Annotated in this window: 14 protein-coding genes; 6 read left to right on the top strand and 8 right to left on the bottom strand. The window is 74.3% G+C overall.

The genetic code is table 11. From position 1 onward, the window contains the following. Positions 1-27: 27 nt before the first annotated feature. From ACRB68_RS10570 to ACRB68_RS10580, 3 genes are all read right to left on the bottom strand, one after another. Positions 28-1083: an AI-2E family transporter gene (locus ACRB68_RS10570; protein ID WP_153531899.1), complete on the bottom strand. Its 1056-nt coding sequence runs from the start codon at positions 1081-1083 to the stop codon at positions 28-30. Between the two features lie 106 nt (positions 1084-1189). Beyond that, entirely contained in the window at positions 1190-2617 is a 1428-nt protein-coding gene (locus ACRB68_RS10575) for an aldehyde dehydrogenase family protein (RefSeq protein WP_153531900.1), read from the bottom strand. Between the two features lie 29 nt (positions 2618-2646). Next, positions 2647-4104, bottom strand: coding sequence for a PucR family transcriptional regulator (locus ACRB68_RS10580; protein ID WP_153531901.1), 1458 nt, complete (start codon positions 4102-4104; stop codon positions 2647-2649). An 85-nt stretch (positions 4105-4189) separates the two neighbouring features. Between ACRB68_RS10580 and gabT the strand changes: the two genes are divergently transcribed. Together gabT and ACRB68_RS10590 are read left to right on the top strand one after the other, a co-directional pair. Then, entirely contained in the window at positions 4190-5542 is a 1353-nt protein-coding gene (gene gabT, locus ACRB68_RS10585; protein WP_153531902.1) for a 4-aminobutyrate--2-oxoglutarate transaminase, read from the top strand. 59 nt (positions 5543-5601) lie between these two features. Next, positions 5602-6234: a TetR/AcrR family transcriptional regulator gene (locus tag ACRB68_RS10590; protein ID WP_328594008.1), complete on the top strand. Its 633-nt coding sequence runs from the start codon at positions 5602-5604 to the stop codon at positions 6232-6234. A 57-nt stretch (positions 6235-6291) separates the two neighbouring features. Here ACRB68_RS10590 and ACRB68_RS10595 read toward each other — a convergent pair whose 3' ends face one another. From ACRB68_RS10595 to ACRB68_RS10605, 3 genes are read right to left on the bottom strand one after another with little or no spacing between them, the layout of a single operon-like run. After that, a complete protein-coding gene (locus ACRB68_RS10595) occupies positions 6292-7338 on the bottom strand; it encodes an ABC transporter substrate-binding protein (protein ID WP_153531903.1) in 1047 nt (348 codons plus the stop codon). A gap of 44 nt (positions 7339-7382) precedes the next feature. After that, a complete protein-coding gene (locus tag ACRB68_RS10600) occupies positions 7383-8294 on the bottom strand; it encodes an ABC transporter permease (RefSeq protein WP_328594009.1) in 912 nt (303 codons plus the stop codon). Continuing rightward, complete coding sequence (locus tag ACRB68_RS10605) at positions 8284-9108, bottom strand: ABC transporter ATP-binding protein (RefSeq protein ID WP_153531904.1); 825 nt, start codon at positions 9106-9108, stop codon at positions 8284-8286. The genes ACRB68_RS10600 and ACRB68_RS10605 overlap by 11 nt, the downstream gene beginning before the upstream one ends. Before the next feature lie 161 nt (positions 9109-9269). Here ACRB68_RS10605 and ACRB68_RS10610 point away from each other — a divergent pair, with 161 nt between their 5' ends. Together ACRB68_RS10610 and ACRB68_RS10615 are read left to right on the top strand one after the other, a co-directional pair. Continuing rightward, positions 9270-10877, top strand: coding sequence for a sensor histidine kinase (locus ACRB68_RS10610; protein ID WP_153531905.1), 1608 nt, complete (start codon positions 9270-9272; stop codon positions 10875-10877). Further along, positions 10874-11539 (top strand): response regulator, encoded by a 666-nt coding sequence (locus tag ACRB68_RS10615; protein ID WP_328594010.1) that lies wholly within the window; start codon positions 10874-10876, stop codon positions 11537-11539. The genes ACRB68_RS10610 and ACRB68_RS10615 overlap by 4 nt, the downstream gene beginning before the upstream one ends. 18 nt (positions 11540-11557) lie before the next feature. Here ACRB68_RS10615 and ACRB68_RS10620 read toward each other — a convergent pair whose 3' ends face one another. Further along, a complete protein-coding gene (locus ACRB68_RS10620) occupies positions 11558-12853 on the bottom strand; it encodes a DUF1254 domain-containing protein (protein WP_153531906.1) in 1296 nt (431 codons plus the stop codon). Positions 12854-13430: 577 nt separating this feature from the next. Between ACRB68_RS10620 and ACRB68_RS10625 the strand changes: the two genes are divergently transcribed. Beyond that, positions 13431-13772, top strand: a complete 342-nt coding sequence (locus tag ACRB68_RS10625) for a hypothetical protein (RefSeq protein WP_153531907.1) — start codon at positions 13431-13433, stop codon at positions 13770-13772. 87 nt (positions 13773-13859) lie between these two features. Then, positions 13860-15479 carry a serine/threonine-protein kinase gene (locus tag ACRB68_RS10630; RefSeq protein WP_194293236.1) on the top strand — a complete coding sequence of 540 codons (1620 nt, stop codon included), beginning with the start codon at positions 13860-13862 and terminating at the stop codon, positions 15477-15479. Here the strand turns inward: ACRB68_RS10630 and ACRB68_RS10635 are convergent. After that, complete coding sequence (locus ACRB68_RS10635) at positions 15469-17595, bottom strand: MMPL family transporter (protein WP_153531909.1); 2127 nt, start codon at positions 17593-17595, stop codon at positions 15469-15471. The genes ACRB68_RS10630 and ACRB68_RS10635 overlap by 11 nt on opposite strands. Between the last annotated feature and the right edge of the window lie 33 nt (positions 17596-17628).

A 17628-nucleotide genomic window follows, 5' to 3' on the forward strand; every position in this document is an offset into this window, starting at 1 on the left:
AGGAGAGCACATTTCCGAGCCTTCCGGTCAGGCGGCGTCCAGCGCGGCCAGCCGGTCCCGGAACACGTAGCGCAGCACGACCTTGACGGCCGCGACGCACGGCAGCGCGACGACCGCGCCGATGAAGCCCGCCACCGTCACCCCGACCAGGGCGCTGATGAAGACGGTCACCGGCGACAGCGCGACGGTCTTGGAGAAGACGCGCGGCACGATCAGGTAGTTCTCCACGTGCTGGTAGACGAAGAAGAACACCGCGGCGGCGACGGCCAGCCCGATCGACTCGCTGAGCGCGACCAGGATGCCGATGACCGCGCCGATCGTCGCGCCGACCTGCGGGATGAAGTCGCAGACGCCGACGACGACGGCCAGCAGCGACGGGTACGGCACCCCGGCGATCTTGAGGAAGGCGTAGGCGGACACCCCGGCGAGCACCGACACGCACAGCTGCCCGGTGACGTAGCCGCCGATCTTCCCCAGCGACTCGTGCGCGACCTCCACCCGCTCCCGGTCGCGCAGCAGCCGCTCGGCGTGCTTCACCATGCGCGGCCAGGCGAGCATGAAGTAGATCATCAGCACCAGGGACGCGCCGACGGTGACCAGCCCCGACAGCGCCGAGCCGACCGCGCCGAGCACCGGTTTGGCCGATCCGGTGACCAGCGCCGGCAGCCTCTTCAGGAACTTCTGCACCGAGTCGCGCACCTCGGGCCGGTTCAGGTACGAGCCGACCGGGTCCTTCGGCGAGGTCAGCCGGTCGACCAGGCCGGGCAGCGCGTTGGCGAGCTGGGTCAGCTCGGCGACCGCCGGGCGCAGCACGATGTACAGGAGCGCGCCGATGACGACCAGCAGCGCGAGGAGCAGGACGAGCACGGCCAGGCCGCGGCGCGGGACCACCCGCTGGATCCGCCGGACCATCGGGTCGAGGCCGACCGCGAGGAACAGGCCCATGAACACCGCGACCCACACCGAGCGGGCCGTCCAGAACAGGGCCACGCCGGCGAGCACGGCGAGGACCACCAGCGTGACCTTGGCGTAGTAGGCCAGGGGCGGGTAGGCGGCCCGGCCGCCGCCGGCGTCGTGAGCCATACGCGTGCGCCACCGTCCGGTCACTCTGGGTCATGGGACAGTGGCGGGCATACCCCGGCTTGATCATCAGGAAACGGGCGGCGGCCGCGGCCGCCGCCCTCCCCGCTCAGAGGTCGATGCCGGTGAGGACCATGACCTTCTCCTCGGTGTAGTCGGACATGGCCGAGTGCAGCCCCTCGCGGCCGACGCCCGAGTCCTTGACGCCGCCGTAGGGCATCTGGTCGGCGCGGTAGGACGGGACGTCGCCGATGATGACGCCGCCGACGTTCAGCTCGCGGTGCGCCCGGAACGCCACGTCGAGGCTGCGGGTGAACACGCCGGCCTGCAGCCCGAACGACGAGTCGTTGACCTGGGCGAACGCCTCGTCCACGCCGTCGACCGGCTGGACGACCAGGACGGGCCCGAAGACCTCCTCGCGCAGCACCTTGGCGTCCGCGGGCACGTCGGCGAGGACGGTCGGGGCGTAGACGGCGCCGTCGCGGGTGCCGCCGGTCAGCACCTTCGCGCCGGCCGCGACGGCCTCGTTCACCCAGGACTCCACCCGCTCGGCGGCGTCGGTGCTGACCAGCGGCCCGACCTGGGTGGCGCCGTCCCACGGGTCGCCGGTGACCAGGGAGCCCACCGCCTCCACCAGCTTGGGCACGAACGCCTCGTACACGCCGCGGTCGACGTAGACGCGCTGGACCGCGATGCAGCTCTGGCCGGCCTGGTAGTTGGAGAACAGCCCGATCCGGGTGGCGGCCCAGTCCAGGTCGGCGTCGGCCAGCACGACCGCGGCGGCGTTGCCGCCGAGCTCCAGCGTGACGTGCTTGCGCGGCGCCCGCTCCCGGATCGCCCAGCCCACCGGCACCGAGCCGGTGAACGACACCACCGGCAGCCGCGGGTCGTCCACCAGCGCGGGGGCGCGGTCGTTCGGCACCGGCAGCACCGACACCATCCCGGCCGGCAGGTCGGTCTCGGCCAGGATCTCGCCGAGCACCAGCGCCGACAGCGGCGTCGCGGGGGCGGGCTTGACCACGATCGGGGCGCCGACCGCGATGGCGGGGGCGACCTTGTGCGCGGTCAGGTTCAGCGGGAAGTTGAACGGCGCGATGCCGAGCACCGGCCCCTTGGGCACCCGCGACACATAGGCGAGCCGGCCGGCGCCGCCGGGGTCGGTGTCCAGCCGCTGGGTGGTGGGCGACCAGCGGCGGGCCTCCTCGGCCGCGAACCGGAACACCGACACCGCCCGGTTCACCTCGGCGCGCGCCCACAGCAGCGGCTTGCCGTTCTCGGCGGTGATCAGCCGGGCGATCTCCTCGGACCGCTCGGCCAGCCGCCGCGACACGTGCGCGAGCGCCTCGGCCCGCACGTGCACCGGCAGCGCCGCCGCCTGCGCGCGCACCGCGTCCGCGGCCGCGACCGCCTCCTCCACCTGCGCCTCGGTCGGGACCGCCACCTCGCCGACGACCCGGCCGTCGTAGGGGTTGGTCACGCTGAAGGTCTCATCGCCAGTCGCCGGCCGACCGGCCAGCCAGAAGGAAGTCACGTCCATGCGGATGACGCTAGTCCCCCCGGGGTGGTTCAGAATCCTCCGGTCTGTCCATTTCGGTCGTCGTGATTGGCCGTGACGGCCAGCGCGATCCACAGCTCCGCGCGGACCGCCGGGTCGTCCAGGTCGCGGCCGAGGAGCTCGGTGGCCTTGCGCATCCGGGCGCGCAGCGTGTGCCGGTGCACGCCGAGCGCGCGCGCTGCGGTCTCGCCCTGCCCGTTGACCTGCACGTAAGCGCGTAGGGAGTCGATCAGCGCCGGGTCTTCGGCACGCAGCGGGGCCAGCAGAGCGTCGGCGAAAGCGCGCGCGGCGCCGGGGTCGACGAGCCCGAGCAGGCCCTGTCCGGGCAGGTCGGCGTGATGCAGCACACCCCCTGTCCCCTGGCGGCGCGCCGCGGCGAGCGCCGCCTCGGCCTGCTCTAGAGCGGAGGGCAGGGCGCCGTCGTCGACCGGGTCGCTGACTCCCACCGGACCGGCCGGCGCGAGAAGCGCGGTCACCTGGCCGAGCAGCCGCTCGGGGACGATGACGGCGCAGTGCCCCGACGCCACGACGGCGAGGCACCGGTCGCCGGCCGGGTCGGCGTACAGCAGGTCCAAGGCGTCCTCGGCGTTCGCGCAGACCAGCACGCGCAACCGGCCGCGCGGTATCACTCCGCCCTCCGGCTGCAGGCCGAGGAGCAGCGCGGCGAGCGCCTCGCCCATTTCCCGGCCGCTCCGGGACGTCTCGGACTGCAGCGTCAGCAGCGCGACGGCCGCGCCGACGATGGTGTGGGCGACGTGCGGCAGCGGCGCGCCGGTGCCGACGGCCAGGAACCCGCGCGGCCGCCCGCCGAGCCCGATGCGCTGCACCACGACGTGGCCGTCCGCCCCCGACACCGCGACGCTCGCCGGCGCCCGCGGGTCGCGCCGCAGCCGGCCGAGCTCCGGCGCGAGCGCCGCCGCGCGCCCGCCGGCCTCCCCCGGCTCGCCGTGCACGGGCGCGCCGGCGGCGTCGAGCAGCAGCGCCCACCCGCCGAGCAGCCGGGCCAGCCGCGCGACCAGCGGGCCGGGCCCGGCGAGCGCGGCCCGCGACAGCTCGCGCTGCGCCTGGTGGGCGCGGGTGACGTCCTCGTAGCGCTCGGCCGCGAGCAGCTGGGAGACCGCCTTGCCGACCGCGATGAACGGCGTCGGGCGCGGCACCTCCAGCAGCGGCAGGCCGTGCCCGCGGGCCGCGGCGAGCAGCTCCGCCGGGACGGCGTCGTGGGTGAGGCCGACGCCGAACCCGAGGCCGGCCGCCCGCCGCTCCACCAGCCGGGCGACGTAGGACGCGGCGGTGCCGCCGGTGAGGCGCATCCCGGTGGTGAGGACCAGCTCGCCGCCCTCCAGGAACGGCGTCGGGTCCTCCAGCTCGCTGACCGCCACCCACGTCACCGGCGTGTCCGGCAGCGGTCCGGTCAGCGGGCGCAGGCCGAGCCGCCGCTGGGCGGCGACGTCCGCGAGAGTGGGGGGCATCTTCGCCTTCCTGGACAGTGCGATGGCCGGCTTTCGCCGGACCGTACGGTTCAGCCTAGGCGCTGCCCGGCTTAGGGTCGCGCACATGACCAGCCAGAACACCGGCGGCGCCGGCCGCCTGCCGCAGCAGCGCCGGCTGCTCACCGAGATCCCGGGGCCGCGGTCCCGCACGCTGCAGGAGCGCCGGGCCGCGGCGGTGCCGCCGGGCGTCGGGAGCGTGCTGCCGGTCTATGTGACCGACGCCGACGGCGGCGTGGTCGTCGACGTGGACGGCAACTCCCTGATCGACTTCGGCTCGGGCATCGCCGTCACCAACGTCGGCAACGCCAACGCCCGCGTCGCCGAGCGGGTGAAGGAGCAGGTGGACCGGTTCACCCACACCTGCTTCATGGTCGCGCCCTACGAGTCGTACGTGCAGGTCTGCGAGGCCCTCAACCGGATCACCCCCGGCGACCACGAGAAGCGGACGTTCCTCGTCAACAGCGGCGCCGAGGCGGTGGAGAACGCCGTCAAGGTGGCCCGGTACGCGACGGGCCGGCAGGCCGTCGTGGCGTTCGACCACGGCTACCACGGCCGGACGCTGCTGACGATGACGCTGACCGCCAAGAACCTGCCCTACAAGCAGGGGTTCGGGCCGTTCGCGCCCGAGGTGTACCGGATGCCGCTGGCCTACCCCTACCGGTGGCCGACGGGGCCGGAGAACTGCGGCCCCGAGGCGGCGGCGCTCGCCGTCGACCAGATCACCAAGCAGATCGGCGCCGCCAACGTCGCCGCCGTGATCATCGAGCCGATCGCGGGCGAGGGCGGGTTCATCGAGCCCGCGCCCGGCTTCCTCCCGGCGATCGCCGGGTTCTGCAAGGCCAACGGCATCCTGCTGATCGCCGACGAGGTGCAGACGGGGTTCGCGCGCACCGGCGACCTGTTCGCCTGCGAGCACGAGGGCGTCGTCCCCGACCTCATCACCACGGCCAAGGGCATCGCGGGCGGCCTGCCGCTCGCCGCGGTCACCGGCCGCGCCGACGTCCTGGACAAGGTGCACGGCGGCGGCCTCGGCGGCACCTACGGCGGCAACCCGCTCGCCTGCCAGGCGGCGCTGGCCGTCCTGGAGGAGATCGAGCGCCTGGACCTCACCGCGCGCGCCCGCCGCATCGGCGAGATCATGCTGCCCCGGCTGCGGAAGCTGGCCGGGGAGCACAACGCCATCGGCGACGTGCGCGGCCGCGGCGCGATGATCGCGATCGAGCTGGTGCGCCCGGGGACCACCGAGCCGAACCCCGAGCTGACCGCCGAGATCGCGCGCCGCTGCCACGCGGCCGGCCTGCTGGTGCTCACCGCCGGGACCTACGGCAACGTGCTGCGCTTCCTGCCGCCGCTGGTCATCTCCGAGGAGCTGCTGAACGAGGGCCTGGACGTCCTCGCCGCGGCCTTCGCCGCCTGACGGGCGAAACGTTCCGCCGGGTAGCCGTCCGGGCACGCCGCGTCACCTAAAGTGGTCATGTGACTGATCCAGAGGTGGAGCGGCTGCTCGAGACGGCGACCCGGATTTTCGCCGAGCTCGGCTACGACGCGACCCCCACGCAGCTGATCGCCGACGCCGCCGGAACCAGCACCACCGGCCTGCTGGAGCGCTTCGGGTCCAAGTCCCAGCTGTACCGGGAGGTGATGCACCGCGCCGACCAGGCCGAACAGCAGGCCATCGAGACCGCGATGGCCTCCTTCACCCATGACCGGCAGGGCATCCTCATGCTCGCCGACGCCTACCTGGACTTCTACGTCGCCCACCCCCTCTACCTGGCGCTGTGGATGCACCGCTGGCTCGGGGACGCCGCCGACGTGCCCAACATGGAGGAGCTCTACACCCAGCCGCTGTCGGCGATGGTGACCGACGCCCTCACCGGCCTGGTCCCCGACGACGTCGACGCCCCCTTCCTGGTGTGGACGGGGGTGTGGTGCGTCTACGGCTTCCTCAGCGGCGGCCTCGTCCATCCCGGCACCCGCCGCCCTCAGCGCCAGAACGCCCTCGGGTCGGCCGACCCCGAGGCCGTGGAGTCCTTCCGCGCCCACCTGCACACCCTGCTCGACCGCATGCTCGCCCCGCGCGGCGCGCCGCCCGCGCCGCCCTCCGCCTGAACGCGGGCGGGCGCCCCTCCGGATGGAGGGGCGCCCGCCGGGCACGGCCGCTCGGCCCTACTGCTTGGCCTTGCTCACGAACTCGGTGGTGTAGGTCTTGGACAGGTCGACCTGGTCCTTCTTGCCCTGCACGTTCGGCGAGAACTGCGCCAGCACCTCCAGCACGTTCTTGGCGCCCTCGGCGGGCATGAGGCCGGTGCCGTTGAACATCCCGGCCGAGTCGCCGATGGCCTTCTCGTACAGCTTGGCGTCGCCGCCCGCGTAGTCGGCCGGCATCTTGGCCGCGATCTCGGCCGGCTTGTGCTGCTTGATCCACGCCAGCGTCTTGACGAACGCGTTGGCGAGCTTCTGCACCGTCTCGGCGTGCGACTTCACGTACGCGCAGTCCATGTAGAGGGAGCTGGAGGGGTACAGCCCGCCGAGCGCCTTGCGGGTGCCCTCCTCGGTGCGCATCTCCACCAGCACCTTGGCCTTGCCGGTGCTGGTGAGCCGGGCGATGGTCGGGTCGGTGGTCATGCCGGCGTCGATGCCGCCGTTGTCCAGCGTGGAGATGAAGGTGGCGCCCGCGCCCGCCTTGACCGTGGTGTAGTCGGAGGTCTTCACCCCGCTCCGCACCGCCAGCGCGCGGGTGAGGAAGTCGGTGGACGAGCCGGGGCTGGTCACCCCGAGCTTGCGGCCCTTGAAGGCGGCCGGGGACGCCAGCGCGCCGGCCTTGGCCGTGGCGACCATCTCGGCCTCGCCGGGGACGTCGGCCATCTGCACGACGCTCTGCACGCACTTGCCCTTGGTCTGCAGGTCGATGGTGTGGTCGTAGAACCCGACGACGCCCTGCACGTCCCCCGAGATCAGCACGTTCTCGGCCTGCGCGCCCGCGGGCTCGGTGAGCAGCTGGACGTCCAGGCCCTGCTCCTTGAAGTAGCCGAGCTGCTCGGTCAGCTTGGCGGGCAGGTAGATGACCTTGTCGATGCCGCCGACCATGATCTTGACGGTGCCGCCGGAGCCGGCGCCGCCGTCCCCGCCGCGCGAGTCGCGGCAGGCCGACAGGGACAGGGCGGCGACGGCGGCGAGCGCGGCGGCCGTCACGCGGGTGGAGATCGCGGGCATGGTGGTACTCCTCGTACGAACGGGGTGGGGGGAGAGAGGGAAGGTCAGATCGCGGCGTCGTGGCCGGCCACCGGGGGACGCCAGCGCAGCAGCCGGCCCTCCAGCAGCGTGAGCAGCCACTCGGCGAGCAGGGCCAGCACCGTGATGATGATCATCCCGGCGTAGATCCCGGCCGAGTCGAACGTGCCCTGGGAGTGGTTGATGAGCAGGCCGAGGCCCTTGTCGGCGCCGCTGTACTCGCCGACGACCGCGCCGATGATGGCGAAGCCGAACGCCGAGTGCAGCGAGGCCAGGATCCACGAGGTGGCGCTCGGCACCACGATCGTGCGCAGCACCTGGACCCGGCCGGCGCCGAGGATGCGGGCGTTGTTCACCAGGTTGCGGTCGACCTCGCGGGCGCCCTGGAAGGCGTTGAAGAACACCGCGAAGAACACCAGCACGAACGCCGTGGCGATCTTGGACTGCATGCCCAGGCCGAACCAGATGACGAACAGCGAGGCCAGGATGATGCGCGGGATCGCGTTGGCGGCCTTGATGAACGGCGCGCACACCTCCGACAGGAACCGGCTGCGCCCGAGCACGATGCCGAGCACCACGCCGCCCACCGCGCCGAGCGCGAAGCCGGCCACGGCCTCCTGCAGCGTGTAGGAGATCTGCTCCCAGATCGAGCCCTGCGAGGTGCCGTCGGTGAACCAGCCGACCAGCCGCTCCCAGATCTTGGAGGGCATGGAGTAGTAGAACGGGTCGATCCAGTGCCGCGCCGACAGCTCCCAGGCGCCGAGCCAGGCGACGACGAGCACCGCCCGCACGCCGTTGATGCCGAGGGCGCGGCGCAGCCCGGCGGTGCGCAGCCGCGCGATCGCCGCCTCGTCGTCGGCGCCCTTCGCCCGCGTCTTCGCCGGCTCGCCGGTCGGCCCGGTGGTCTTCGGCGCTGCGGTATCGGCTTCACGCTGCACGGCCGGCACCCCTCTCACGGGTGATCTGGACCTCTTCACGGAGCGACTCCCACACCTCGCGGTAGATGGCCAGGAACTCGGGGGTGAGCCGGACCTCCTCGGCGTCGCGCGGCCGCTCCAGCGGCACCGTGAACGTCGACTTGATCGTGGCGGGGCCGGCCGTCATGACCACGACCCGGTCGGCGAGGACCAGGGCCTCCTCCAGGTCGTGCGTCACGAACACCACCGCGGCGCCCGAGCCGGACCACAGGCGCAGCAGCTCGTCCTGCATGAGCCCGCGCGTCTGCACGTCCAGCGCCGAGAACGGCTCGTCCATGAGCAGCACCGACGGCTCGTTCACCAGGGTCTGGGCGAGGGCGACGCGCTTGCGCATGCCGCCGGACAGCTGGTGCGGGTAGTAGCCCTCGAACCCGCCGAGGCCGACCCGCTCCACCCAGTCGCGGGCCTTGGCGCGGGCGTCGGCCTTGGACGCGCCGCGGTAGCGGGGGCCCGTCGCCACGTTGTCCAGCACCGACCGCCAGGGCAGCACCGCGTCGTTCTGGAACATGTAGCCGACGCCGGCCGGGATGCCGTCCACGGGCCTGCCGTGGACGAGGGCGCGGCCCTCCGACGGCGGCTCCAGGCCGGACACCAGCGACAGGGTGGTCGACTTCCCGCAGCCGGTGGGGCCGACCACGGCGACGAACTCGCCGGGGCCGACGGTCAGGTTCAGGTCGCGGACGGCGGTGTGCACGCCGCCGCGCGCCGACCGGAAGCGCTTGGTCGCCCCGGCCAGTTCGATCACCGGGGCCTGCGCGGATGCTTCTTGGGACATGGCGGCACAGTAGGAATGTGTCGCAGGTCACCGTAACCCTTGCGCGCGATGTGCCCGCAAGCCGCAAAACCCCACGTTGCGCGCGTTATCCCGGGTTCTGCGCGTTCTGCTCACTGAGGGGGTGGGCAGTCCCGCGGGCATCGCATACCGTGACACGCATCATGCCCGTCCGCCCGCACGTGCCCTTCGCCCGCCAGGTGCTGTTCCTGCAGGTGGGCGTGGTGGTCGTGGTGGCCTGCCTCGGCTACGGGCTGGTCGCCTGGATGCTCGACGGCACCCTGCGCGAGCAGTACGGCCGGCGCGCCCTCACCGTCGCGCGCAGCGTCGCCGCCGACCCCGCGATCCCCGCCGCCCTCGCCGCCGGCGACCCCGGGCACCTGGTGCAGGACCGGGCCGAGCGGGTCCGCGTCCGCACCGGCGCGCTGTTCGTCGTGGTGACCGACCGGCGCGGCATCCGCTACTCGCACCCGACGCCCGCCGAGCTCGGGCGCCGGGTCAGCACCGACCCGTCCGCGCCGCTGGCGGGCCGCGAGGTGGTCCGCTTCGAGCGCGGCACCCTCGGCCTGTCGGCGCGCGGGAAGGTGCCGCTGTACGACGCCGGCGCCAAGGTCATCGGCGAGGTCAGCGTCGGGTTCGACGCCCGCGCCATCGACCGCGAGCTCGGCGACGCCCTGCGCGACCTCGGCCTGTTCATCGCGGGCGCGCTGCTGCTCGGCGTGCTGGCCTCGGCCGCGATCGGCCGCCGGCTGAAGCGCCAGACGCTCGGCCTGGAGCCCTACGAGCTGGTCGAGCTCGTCCAGGAGCGCGAGGCGGTGCTGCACGGCGTCGGCGAGGGCGTGGTCGCGGTCGACCCGGCCGGGCGGATCGCGGTCTGCAACGTCGAGGCGGCGCGGCTGCTCGGCGTCACCCCCGAGCGCGGCGCGCCCGCCGCGGACCTGGCCGTCGGGTTCCTGCGCGAGGTGCTGACCGGGCGGCGCGAGGCGGCGAACCTGTTCGTCACCGCGGGCGAGCGGGTCCTGGTCGTCAACCGGCGCGAGGTCCGGCGCGACGGCCGCGACCTCGGCGCCGTCGTCACCCTGCGCGACCGCACCGACCTGGAGACGCTCGCCCGCGAGCTGGACTCGGTCCGCACCCTGTTCGACGCGCTGCGGGCGCAGCGGCACGAGTACGCCAACCGGCTGCACACCCTGTCGGGCCTGCTGCAGCTCGGCCACCACCAGGAGGCCGCCGCCTACATCGGCACGCTGATGGAGGACCGCATCCCGGTGACCGGCGGCCTGCCCGACCCGCTCCCCGACCCCTACCTGCAGGCGTTCCTGTCGGCCAAGGCCGCCGTCGCCGCCGAGCGGGGCGTGCGGCTGGACATCGGGGCCGGCAGCTACGTGCCGGGCCGCGTCGCCGAGCCGCTGGACGTCACCACCGTCGTCGGCAACCTGGTCGACAACGCGGTCGAGGCGGCGCGGGCCGGGCACCGCCGCCCCGCCCGGGTCGAGGTCGAGCTGCTCGGCGACGGCCGCGACCTGCACGTCACCGTCACCGACTCCGGCGACGGGCTGCCCGCGGCGCTGCGCGAGACCGTCTTCGACGACGGCGTCTCCACCCGCGGCGCCGCCGGGGGCCGTCCCCGCGGCCTCGGCCTCGGCCTCGCCCGCCGCACCGCGCGGGCCCGCCGCGGCGACGTCGTCTTCGCCGAGCCCGCCGGCGACGACCACGGGGCCGTGGTGGTCGCCCGGCTGCCCGGGGTGCTCGGCGCGGAGGCGGCCCCGTGATCGAGGTACTGGTCGTGGACGACGACTTCCGGGTGGCGCAGGTCCACGCGGGCTTCGTCGCGGCGCTGCCCGGCTTCGCCGTCGCCGGCCTCGCGCACACCGCCGCGCAGGCCCGCGCGCTGGCCGCCGAGCTGCGGCCCGACCTGGTCCTGCTGGACGTCTACCTGCCCGACGACTCGGGGGTGTCGCTGCTCCCCGAGCTGGACGCCGACGTCATCATGGCGACGGCCGCGGCCGACCCCGCCGTGGTCCGGGCGGCGCTGCGGCACGGCGCCCTGCACTACCTGGTCAAGCCGTTCACCGCCGCCGCGCTCGGCGACCGGCTCACCGCCTACGCCCGCTACCGGGCCGCCCTGGACACCGGCGGCGACCTCGCCCAGGCCGCCCTGGACGGCGCGCTGCGCGAGCTGTACGCCCCGCTGCACGCCGAGCCGCCGTCCCCGAAGGGCCGGTCCCCGGTGACGACCCGGCTGATCACCGACGCGCTGCGCGCGGCGGAGGCGCCCCGCTCGGCCGCCGAGATCGCCGACGAGGTCGGCATCTCGCGCGCCACCGCGCAGCGCTACCTGGCCGCCCTCGCCCAGGCGGGCCGGGTCGGGGTGTCGCTCCGCTACGGCGCGACCGGCCGCCCCGAGCACCAGTACACCTGGTCGCCCCGCTGAGCGCGGCCGCCGGTTCCGTCAGGAGACGCGCTGGATGGCGGGTGGCCGCCAGTCGCCGTTCAGAGCGGCGGCGTCCGGCCAGTAGACGCGCAGGACGACGCTGAAGGACCCGGCCGGCGCGGGCAGCCAGTTGGCCGGGCCGGCGGGACGGTCGTGCTGGAGGCGGATGGCCAGGGAGCCGTCGGGATCGGTGCGCAGGTCGTCGCGGTCGCCGATCGCGAAGCGGTGGAGGGGGTTGGCGGCGAAGGCGTGCTTGTCGTTGTACATCGACAGCGACCAGAAGCCCTTGGCCGGCGGGAGCCCGCCGGGTTCGAAGCGCAGGAGGTAGGCGTGCTGCCCCGTGAGCGGCCGGCCGTCGGCGTCGACGGAGGAGCTGGGGTAGATGGCGTCGGCGTCCAGGTTCGCGCCCAGGCCGAGGCGGGCGACCATCGCGCGTTTGCCGTAGTCGGTGCCGTAGTCGCCGAGCCCGCGGTGGACGGTCCAGCCCGTGCGGGCCCTGGCCGCGGCGATGCCCTGGCTCAGCAGGGCCTGCCCCTGCTCGGGGGCGGCGTGGACCGCGTTGACCACCTCGGGCCGGGACAGGGCCGCCGGGTCGCCGCCGGGCGTGACGCCGAGGACGGCGAAGCGTTCCAGCGCGGGCGCGTCGTCCGGTTTCGGCGGGTTGGCGGCCATGAGCCGGTTGAGGCGGGTGAAGAACCCGGCCCCGTCCATCGCGGACACCCGGTCGGCCGGGGCCGCGGCGGCGGGCGCGCCGGGACGGGGGGCGGGCTCCGGCGGCCGGGTGTCCGGGTCGCCCGTCCACGCCGAGAGCGGAGTGAGGCGCAGCCGGTCCTGGAGCCGGTGGACCGCGGTGCGGTCCTCGGCCCCGGCGGTGGCGATCCGGCCGATCAGCCACGCCAGCGCGGTCGGCGACGGCAGCCCGGTGACCCCGTCGGGGAGCGTCCCCGTCCAGCCGGGACCGGTGATCGCGTAGTGCGCGTCCCCGCGGCCGGTCGTCCGCGATCCCGGGGCGGTGAACACGTCGGTCCACGCGCTGAGGACCGGCATCATCCAGTACCGGTCCCCCATGTCCGGCACCGACAGGACCATCGGCTCGGGGCCGAGGTCCAGCCAGGCCTGCGAGTACAGCGTGTCGGCGTTGGGGGTCACCACGTCGGTGAAGGTGTCGTCGGGGAACTCCCGCATGTGATCGAACCGGTTGACCGGCACCCGGGCGGTCATCGCCTCCCGGCTGAGGTCCATCAGCACCAGCGGGTATCCGTACAGCCACGCCTGCGCGGCCGTGTTCACGAGGTCGGCTTCAGCCGCGGCCATGGAACGCCCCCCTCCATCCGCCTGAGCGGTCTCCACTGCAGGATGTCCACCGCACAAGCCGCCCAAAGCCAGCGAACGGCAAGGAAAGGAGCCGTCCGCGGTCGGCCTCGGCTCGACCACCGAGATAACCCTGTGCAATCGAAGGAAAACTCTCTGCGATGACCGCGGCGGGGCGGTCCCGGGGGCTGGCGCTGCGGGACGCCGCGCTGCGCCATGCGCAGATCAACCGCGTCTACGAGACCAGCCGCCGCTACTACCTCATCGGCATGCAGCCCCTGGCGGGATCGGTGTCCTACGTCGGCATCCTGACCCTCTTCCCGGTCCTCGCCCTGCTGCTCACCGTCGCCGCCGGCGCGGTCTTTCACAGCCCCGAACTGCGCGCCCAGGTGAGCCGGGCGCTCGGCGAGAGCCTGGGAATCGACGCCTACCGGCACGCCCTGGCCGCCGGCTCCGCGGCCGGGGCGGAGCGCGGTGGGCGGGTACGTCCGCGACCGCCTCCTGTTCGCCCTGCTCGCCGCGGCGATCCTGCTCTGGGTCGCGCTGGGGGGTCTGCGCCACGGGCGGCTTCTAGCGCGCCTTGGCCGCGAACGGGCACGCGCTGCCGGCCTGGGGCGTCGCCCTCTCCCGGACCGGCGCGGCCGCCGCCGCCCTGGCCTGGGCGTTCCTGCTCTGCGACCGGCTCTACCGGCGGCTCGGCAAGGCGCCGCGCTCCGCCGACGTCCGCCGGGCCGCGCTGATCGCGGGGACCACGGTCACGATCCTGCTCGTCGGCGGCCTGCTCCTGCTCCGGCACGTCTTCGCCGACCCGGTGTACGGCCTGATCGTCGCGATGCCCGGCCTGATGCTCTGGGTCAGCGCCGCCATCCGGATCACCCTGTCCCTGGCGCTCTGGTCGGCGACGCCCGCCCGTGACCGTTGAAATTTCATCTTCTGCTCGATAATGATCACCCAGCCCGTCCGAAAGGCCCATAATGTCCTGATCACTGCGAGGCGGGGGACGACCAGGATGACCGAGAGCGGCGGGGCGCTGGGCAGCCGGTATCTGCTGACCGAACGGATCGGCCAGGGCGGCATGGGCGTGGTCTGGCGGGCGCTCGACCGCGAGACCGGCGCCGAGCGCGCCGTGAAGATGCTGCGCAGCGAGCTGGCCGAGGACCCCGACGCGCTCACCCGGTTCGTGCGCGAGCGGACGGCGATGCTGCGCGTCCGCCACCCCGGGGTCGTCGCCGTGCACGACATGGTCGTCGAGAGCGACCGCCTCGCCCTCGTCATGGACCTGGTGACCGGCGAGGACCTCGGCGACTACCGGGCGCGCCGGGGCGGGACGCTGCCGCCCGCCGAGGCGGCCTGGCTGGTCGCCCAGGTCTGCGAGGCCCTCGTCGCGGTGCACGCGACGGGCCTGGTGCACCGCGACCTCAAGCCCGCGAACGTGCTGCTCGACCACGGGCGCGGCGGGGAGTCGCCCGTCCGGCTGGCCGACTTCGGCGTGGCGCGCATCGCGTCCGGGGTGCAGGTCACCGCGTCGGGCATGCTCGTCGGGACGCCCGCCTACATGGCGCCGGAGGTGCTGCGCGGGCAGGAGCTGAGCCCGGCCGCCGACGTGTACGCGGCGGGCATCACCCTCTACGAGCTGCTCGCCGGCCACATCCCGTTCCAGGGCGCGGAGATCGCCGCCGTCATGCGGGGCCACCTGGACGACCCGCCCCCGCCGATCCGCGGCCTTCCCCCCGAGCTGTGGCGGCTCGTCGAGCAGAGCCTCGCCAAGGAGCCCGCCACCCGCATCGGCGCCCACGCGCTCGCTCAGGGCCTGTCGGCGTTCGCCCGCGCCCACCGGACGGCGCCGTTCGCCCTGGCCCCGCTGCCCGGCCTCGCGCGCCCTCGCCCGGCGCCCCCGGCCCCGACGCCGATTCCGGCGGCCCCGGTGCCGATGACGTCGCCGCTGCAGGCCCCGCCGGCCGTGAAGCCCAGCCGGACACCGCTGCTGCTCGGCGCCGGCGTCGCCGCGGTCGTCGTCGCCGCGGCACTGGCCACCGGCGTCACGCTGACGCTCACCGCGGACGACAAGCCCGCCGACGGACCGGGCCCGCACGTCCCGGTGGCACAGCAGCAGCAGGCCGTGCCCGGGAAGGGGGGAAAGCTCTCGCGTGGAGCCACGGTCGCGTCGGCGTCTCCTAAGCCGGGCACCTCGGCGTCCCCGTCGGGCTCGCCTTCCCCCTCCTCCTCCGCCTCACCGTCCAAGAAGCCCGGCGCCAAGACCGCGCCGAAGGCGACCGGATGGCTGTGCGGGCCGCGCACGATCGCCGACACCGCAGGCCACTTCCACACGACGGCCTGCATCCGCACCGACGGGCACCGCGTGTACCTGCGGGGCACCGTCGACCCCGTCGCCTCCCGCAACGACCCCAAGCTGATCGCCAGCAACCACGTCCAGGTCGTGCTCGTGCTGAAGACGGCGGACACCCAGGAGAGCGTCCAGTACTTCACCTCGCCGGTGTGCAAGGTGCTGACGTGCACCTACCAGGCGTCCTTCGTCCCGGCCCACCACGACTACCGGACCCTGACGAAGATCTACTACCAGAACGTCTTCGAGGGCACCGGCAAGGAGAGCCCCACGGTCACCTTCTGACCTCCGCCGGGCGCTCCAGCGCGACCCGGGGCAGGCGGCGGGCCAGCGGGCCGGGCAGCCACCAGGCGCGGCGGCCGAGCAGCTGCATGACGGCCGGGACGATCAGGCAGCGGATCACCACGGCGTCCAGCAGGACGGCCACCGCCAGGCCGAGCCCGAACTGCTGGAGCATCCGGTCCGGGCTGAGGACGAAGGCCGCGAACACCACGATCATGATGGCCGCGGCCGCCGTGATGACCTTGCCGGTGGCGGCCAGGCCCTCGCGGACCGCCCGCTCATGGTCCCGGCCCGCCTCCCACTCCTCGTGGATGCGCGAGACCAGGAAGACCTCGTAGTCCATGGACAGCCCGAACACGATCGCGAAGATCATCACCGGGATGAAGGCCTCGATCGGCCCGGCCGCCGCGCCGAACCGGCCGTCCTGGAAGACCAGCACGATCGCGCCGAGCGCGGCCGTGATCGACAGCAGGTTGAGCACCGCCGCCTTCAGCGGGATGAGCACCGAGCGGAAGACGACCATGAGCAGGAGCGAGGACAGGCCGACGACGATGGCGACGAACAGCGGCATCCGGTCCGCGACCGTGCCGGCGAAGTCCAGCGCCCCGGCGGTGGGGCCGCCGACCAGGTAGGCGGTCCCGGTGCGGTGCTCCAACGGCGGCAGGACGTCCTCGCGCAGCGTCCGCACGAGCCGGGCGGTGGCCTCGTCCTGCGGCGACGTGGTCGGGAAGGCGATGACGGTGGAGATCGCGCCGTCGCGGGAGGGCAGCGGCGGGGTGGCGGCGGCGATGCCGGGCGTGCGGGTCAGGGCGGCGCGCAGTTCCCCGGGAGCGCCCTCGGCCACGACCACCAGCGGGCCGCTGAAACCGGGCCCGAAGCCCTCGGCCAGCAGGTCGTAGGCCTGCCGGCTGCCCGCTGACCGCGGGTCGTTGCCCGCGTCGGCGAAGCCGAGGCGCATGCCGAGGGCCGGGGCCGACAGCGCCAGCAGGGCTACCAGCGCGGCCAGCAGCGCGGGCAGCGGGCGGCGCTGCACCGCGGCGGCCAGCCGGCGCCAGTGCCGCCCCTCCTCCCGGCCCCTGGCGGCGCGCTTGAGCACCTGCCGCTGGATCCGGCCGCCGACGACCGCCAGCAGCGCGGGCAGCAGCACCAGGGAGGCGGCCATCGTCACCAGCACCGTCAGCGCCACCGCCAGGGCGACGCCCTGCAACGCGCCGAGGCCGAGCGCGATCAAGCCGATCAGCGCGATGATGACGGTGCAGCCCGCGAAGAACACGGTGCGGCCGGCCGCGTCGAGCGCGGCGCGGACGGCGTCCTCACGCCCGGCGCCCCGCCGCAGCTCGTGCCGGTACCGGTAGAAGATCAGCAGGGCGTAGTCCACGCCCACGCCGAGGCCCACCAGCATCATGACCGGCGGGGTGAAGTCGGCGACGGTGAACACGTGCGAGGCCAGCGCGATCAGCCCGATCGCGCCGCCCACCGCGAACAGCGCGGTCACCAGCGGGAGCGCCGCCGCCACCACCGACCCGAACAGCAGGATCAAGATGACCAGGGCCGCGAGCATGCCCGCGCCCTCGGCGCCACCGCCCCCGCTCTGCTGGACGCCGCGCGCCGCCTCGCCGCCGGCCTCGACCCGCAGGCCGTCCCGCGCGGCCGACCGCGCGGTGTCGACGATCCGGACGACGTCGCCCTTCGGGACGTCCTCGGCCTTGCCGGCGAGGGTCACGGTCGCGTACCCGATGGTGCCGTCCTTGGAGACGGCGGAGGCGTCGGCATAGGGGCTGCGCACGTCGGCGACGCTCGGCAGGCCGCGCACCCGCCCGAGCATCCGCTCGACGGCGGCGCGGTCGTCGCGCAGCCCGCCGCGGTCCTGGAAGACGATCTGCACGGCGGCGCCCGCCTGCACCGAGCCGTGCTTCTTCAGCAGGTCGGCGGCGGCCTGCGCATCGGTGCCGGGCAGGGCGAAGTCGTTGTGGTAGGAGCTGCCGGCGAGCCGGGCGCCGACCGTGATCGCCGCCACCACCGCCACCCACAGCAGCAACGCGACCCAGCGGTGCCGCTGGGACCAGGCCGCCATCCGCCCGAAGACGCCGGCGACCGGCTTGTCGGTCAATGAGGTCATGTCACCGATGGTGGAAGCGCGGCCTGCCCCCGG

This window comes from Actinomadura macrotermitis, assembly GCF_009604375.1.
GTDB lineage: Bacteria > Actinomycetota > Actinomycetes > Streptosporangiales > Streptosporangiaceae > Spirillospora > Spirillospora macrotermitis.

Excerpts from the sequence above, each read along its gene's own strand:
- ACRB68_RS10570 (WP_153531899.1), bottom strand. The coding sequence starts at position 1,083 with ATGGCTCACGACGCCGGCGGCGGCCGGGCCGCCTACCCGCCCCTGGCC.
- ACRB68_RS10595 (WP_153531903.1), bottom strand. The coding sequence starts at position 7,338 with ATGCCCGCGATCTCCACCCGCGTGACGGCCGCCGCGCTCGCCGCCGTC.
- ACRB68_RS10580 (WP_153531901.1), bottom strand. The coding sequence starts at position 4,104 with ATGCCCCCCACTCTCGCGGACGTCGCCGCCCAGCGGCGGCTCGGCCTG.
- ACRB68_RS10620 (WP_153531906.1), bottom strand. The coding sequence starts at position 12,853 with ATGGCCGCGGCTGAAGCCGACCTCGTGAACACGGCCGCGCAGGCGTGG.
- gabT (WP_153531902.1), top strand. The coding sequence starts at position 4,190 with ATGACCAGCCAGAACACCGGCGGCGCCGGCCGCCTGCCGCAGCAGCGC.
- ACRB68_RS10610 (WP_153531905.1), top strand. The coding sequence starts at position 9,270 with ATGCCCGTCCGCCCGCACGTGCCCTTCGCCCGCCAGGTGCTGTTCCTG.
- ACRB68_RS10635 (WP_153531909.1), bottom strand. The coding sequence starts at position 17,595 with ATGACCTCATTGACCGACAAGCCGGTCGCCGGCGTCTTCGGGCGGATG.
- ACRB68_RS10605 (WP_153531904.1), bottom strand. The coding sequence starts at position 9,108 with ATGTCCCAAGAAGCATCCGCGCAGGCCCCGGTGATCGAACTGGCCGGG.
- ACRB68_RS10575 (WP_153531900.1), bottom strand. The coding sequence starts at position 2,617 with ATGGACGTGACTTCCTTCTGGCTGGCCGGTCGGCCGGCGACTGGCGAT.
- ACRB68_RS10630 (WP_194293236.1), top strand. The coding sequence starts at position 13,860 with ATGACCGAGAGCGGCGGGGCGCTGGGCAGCCGGTATCTGCTGACCGAA.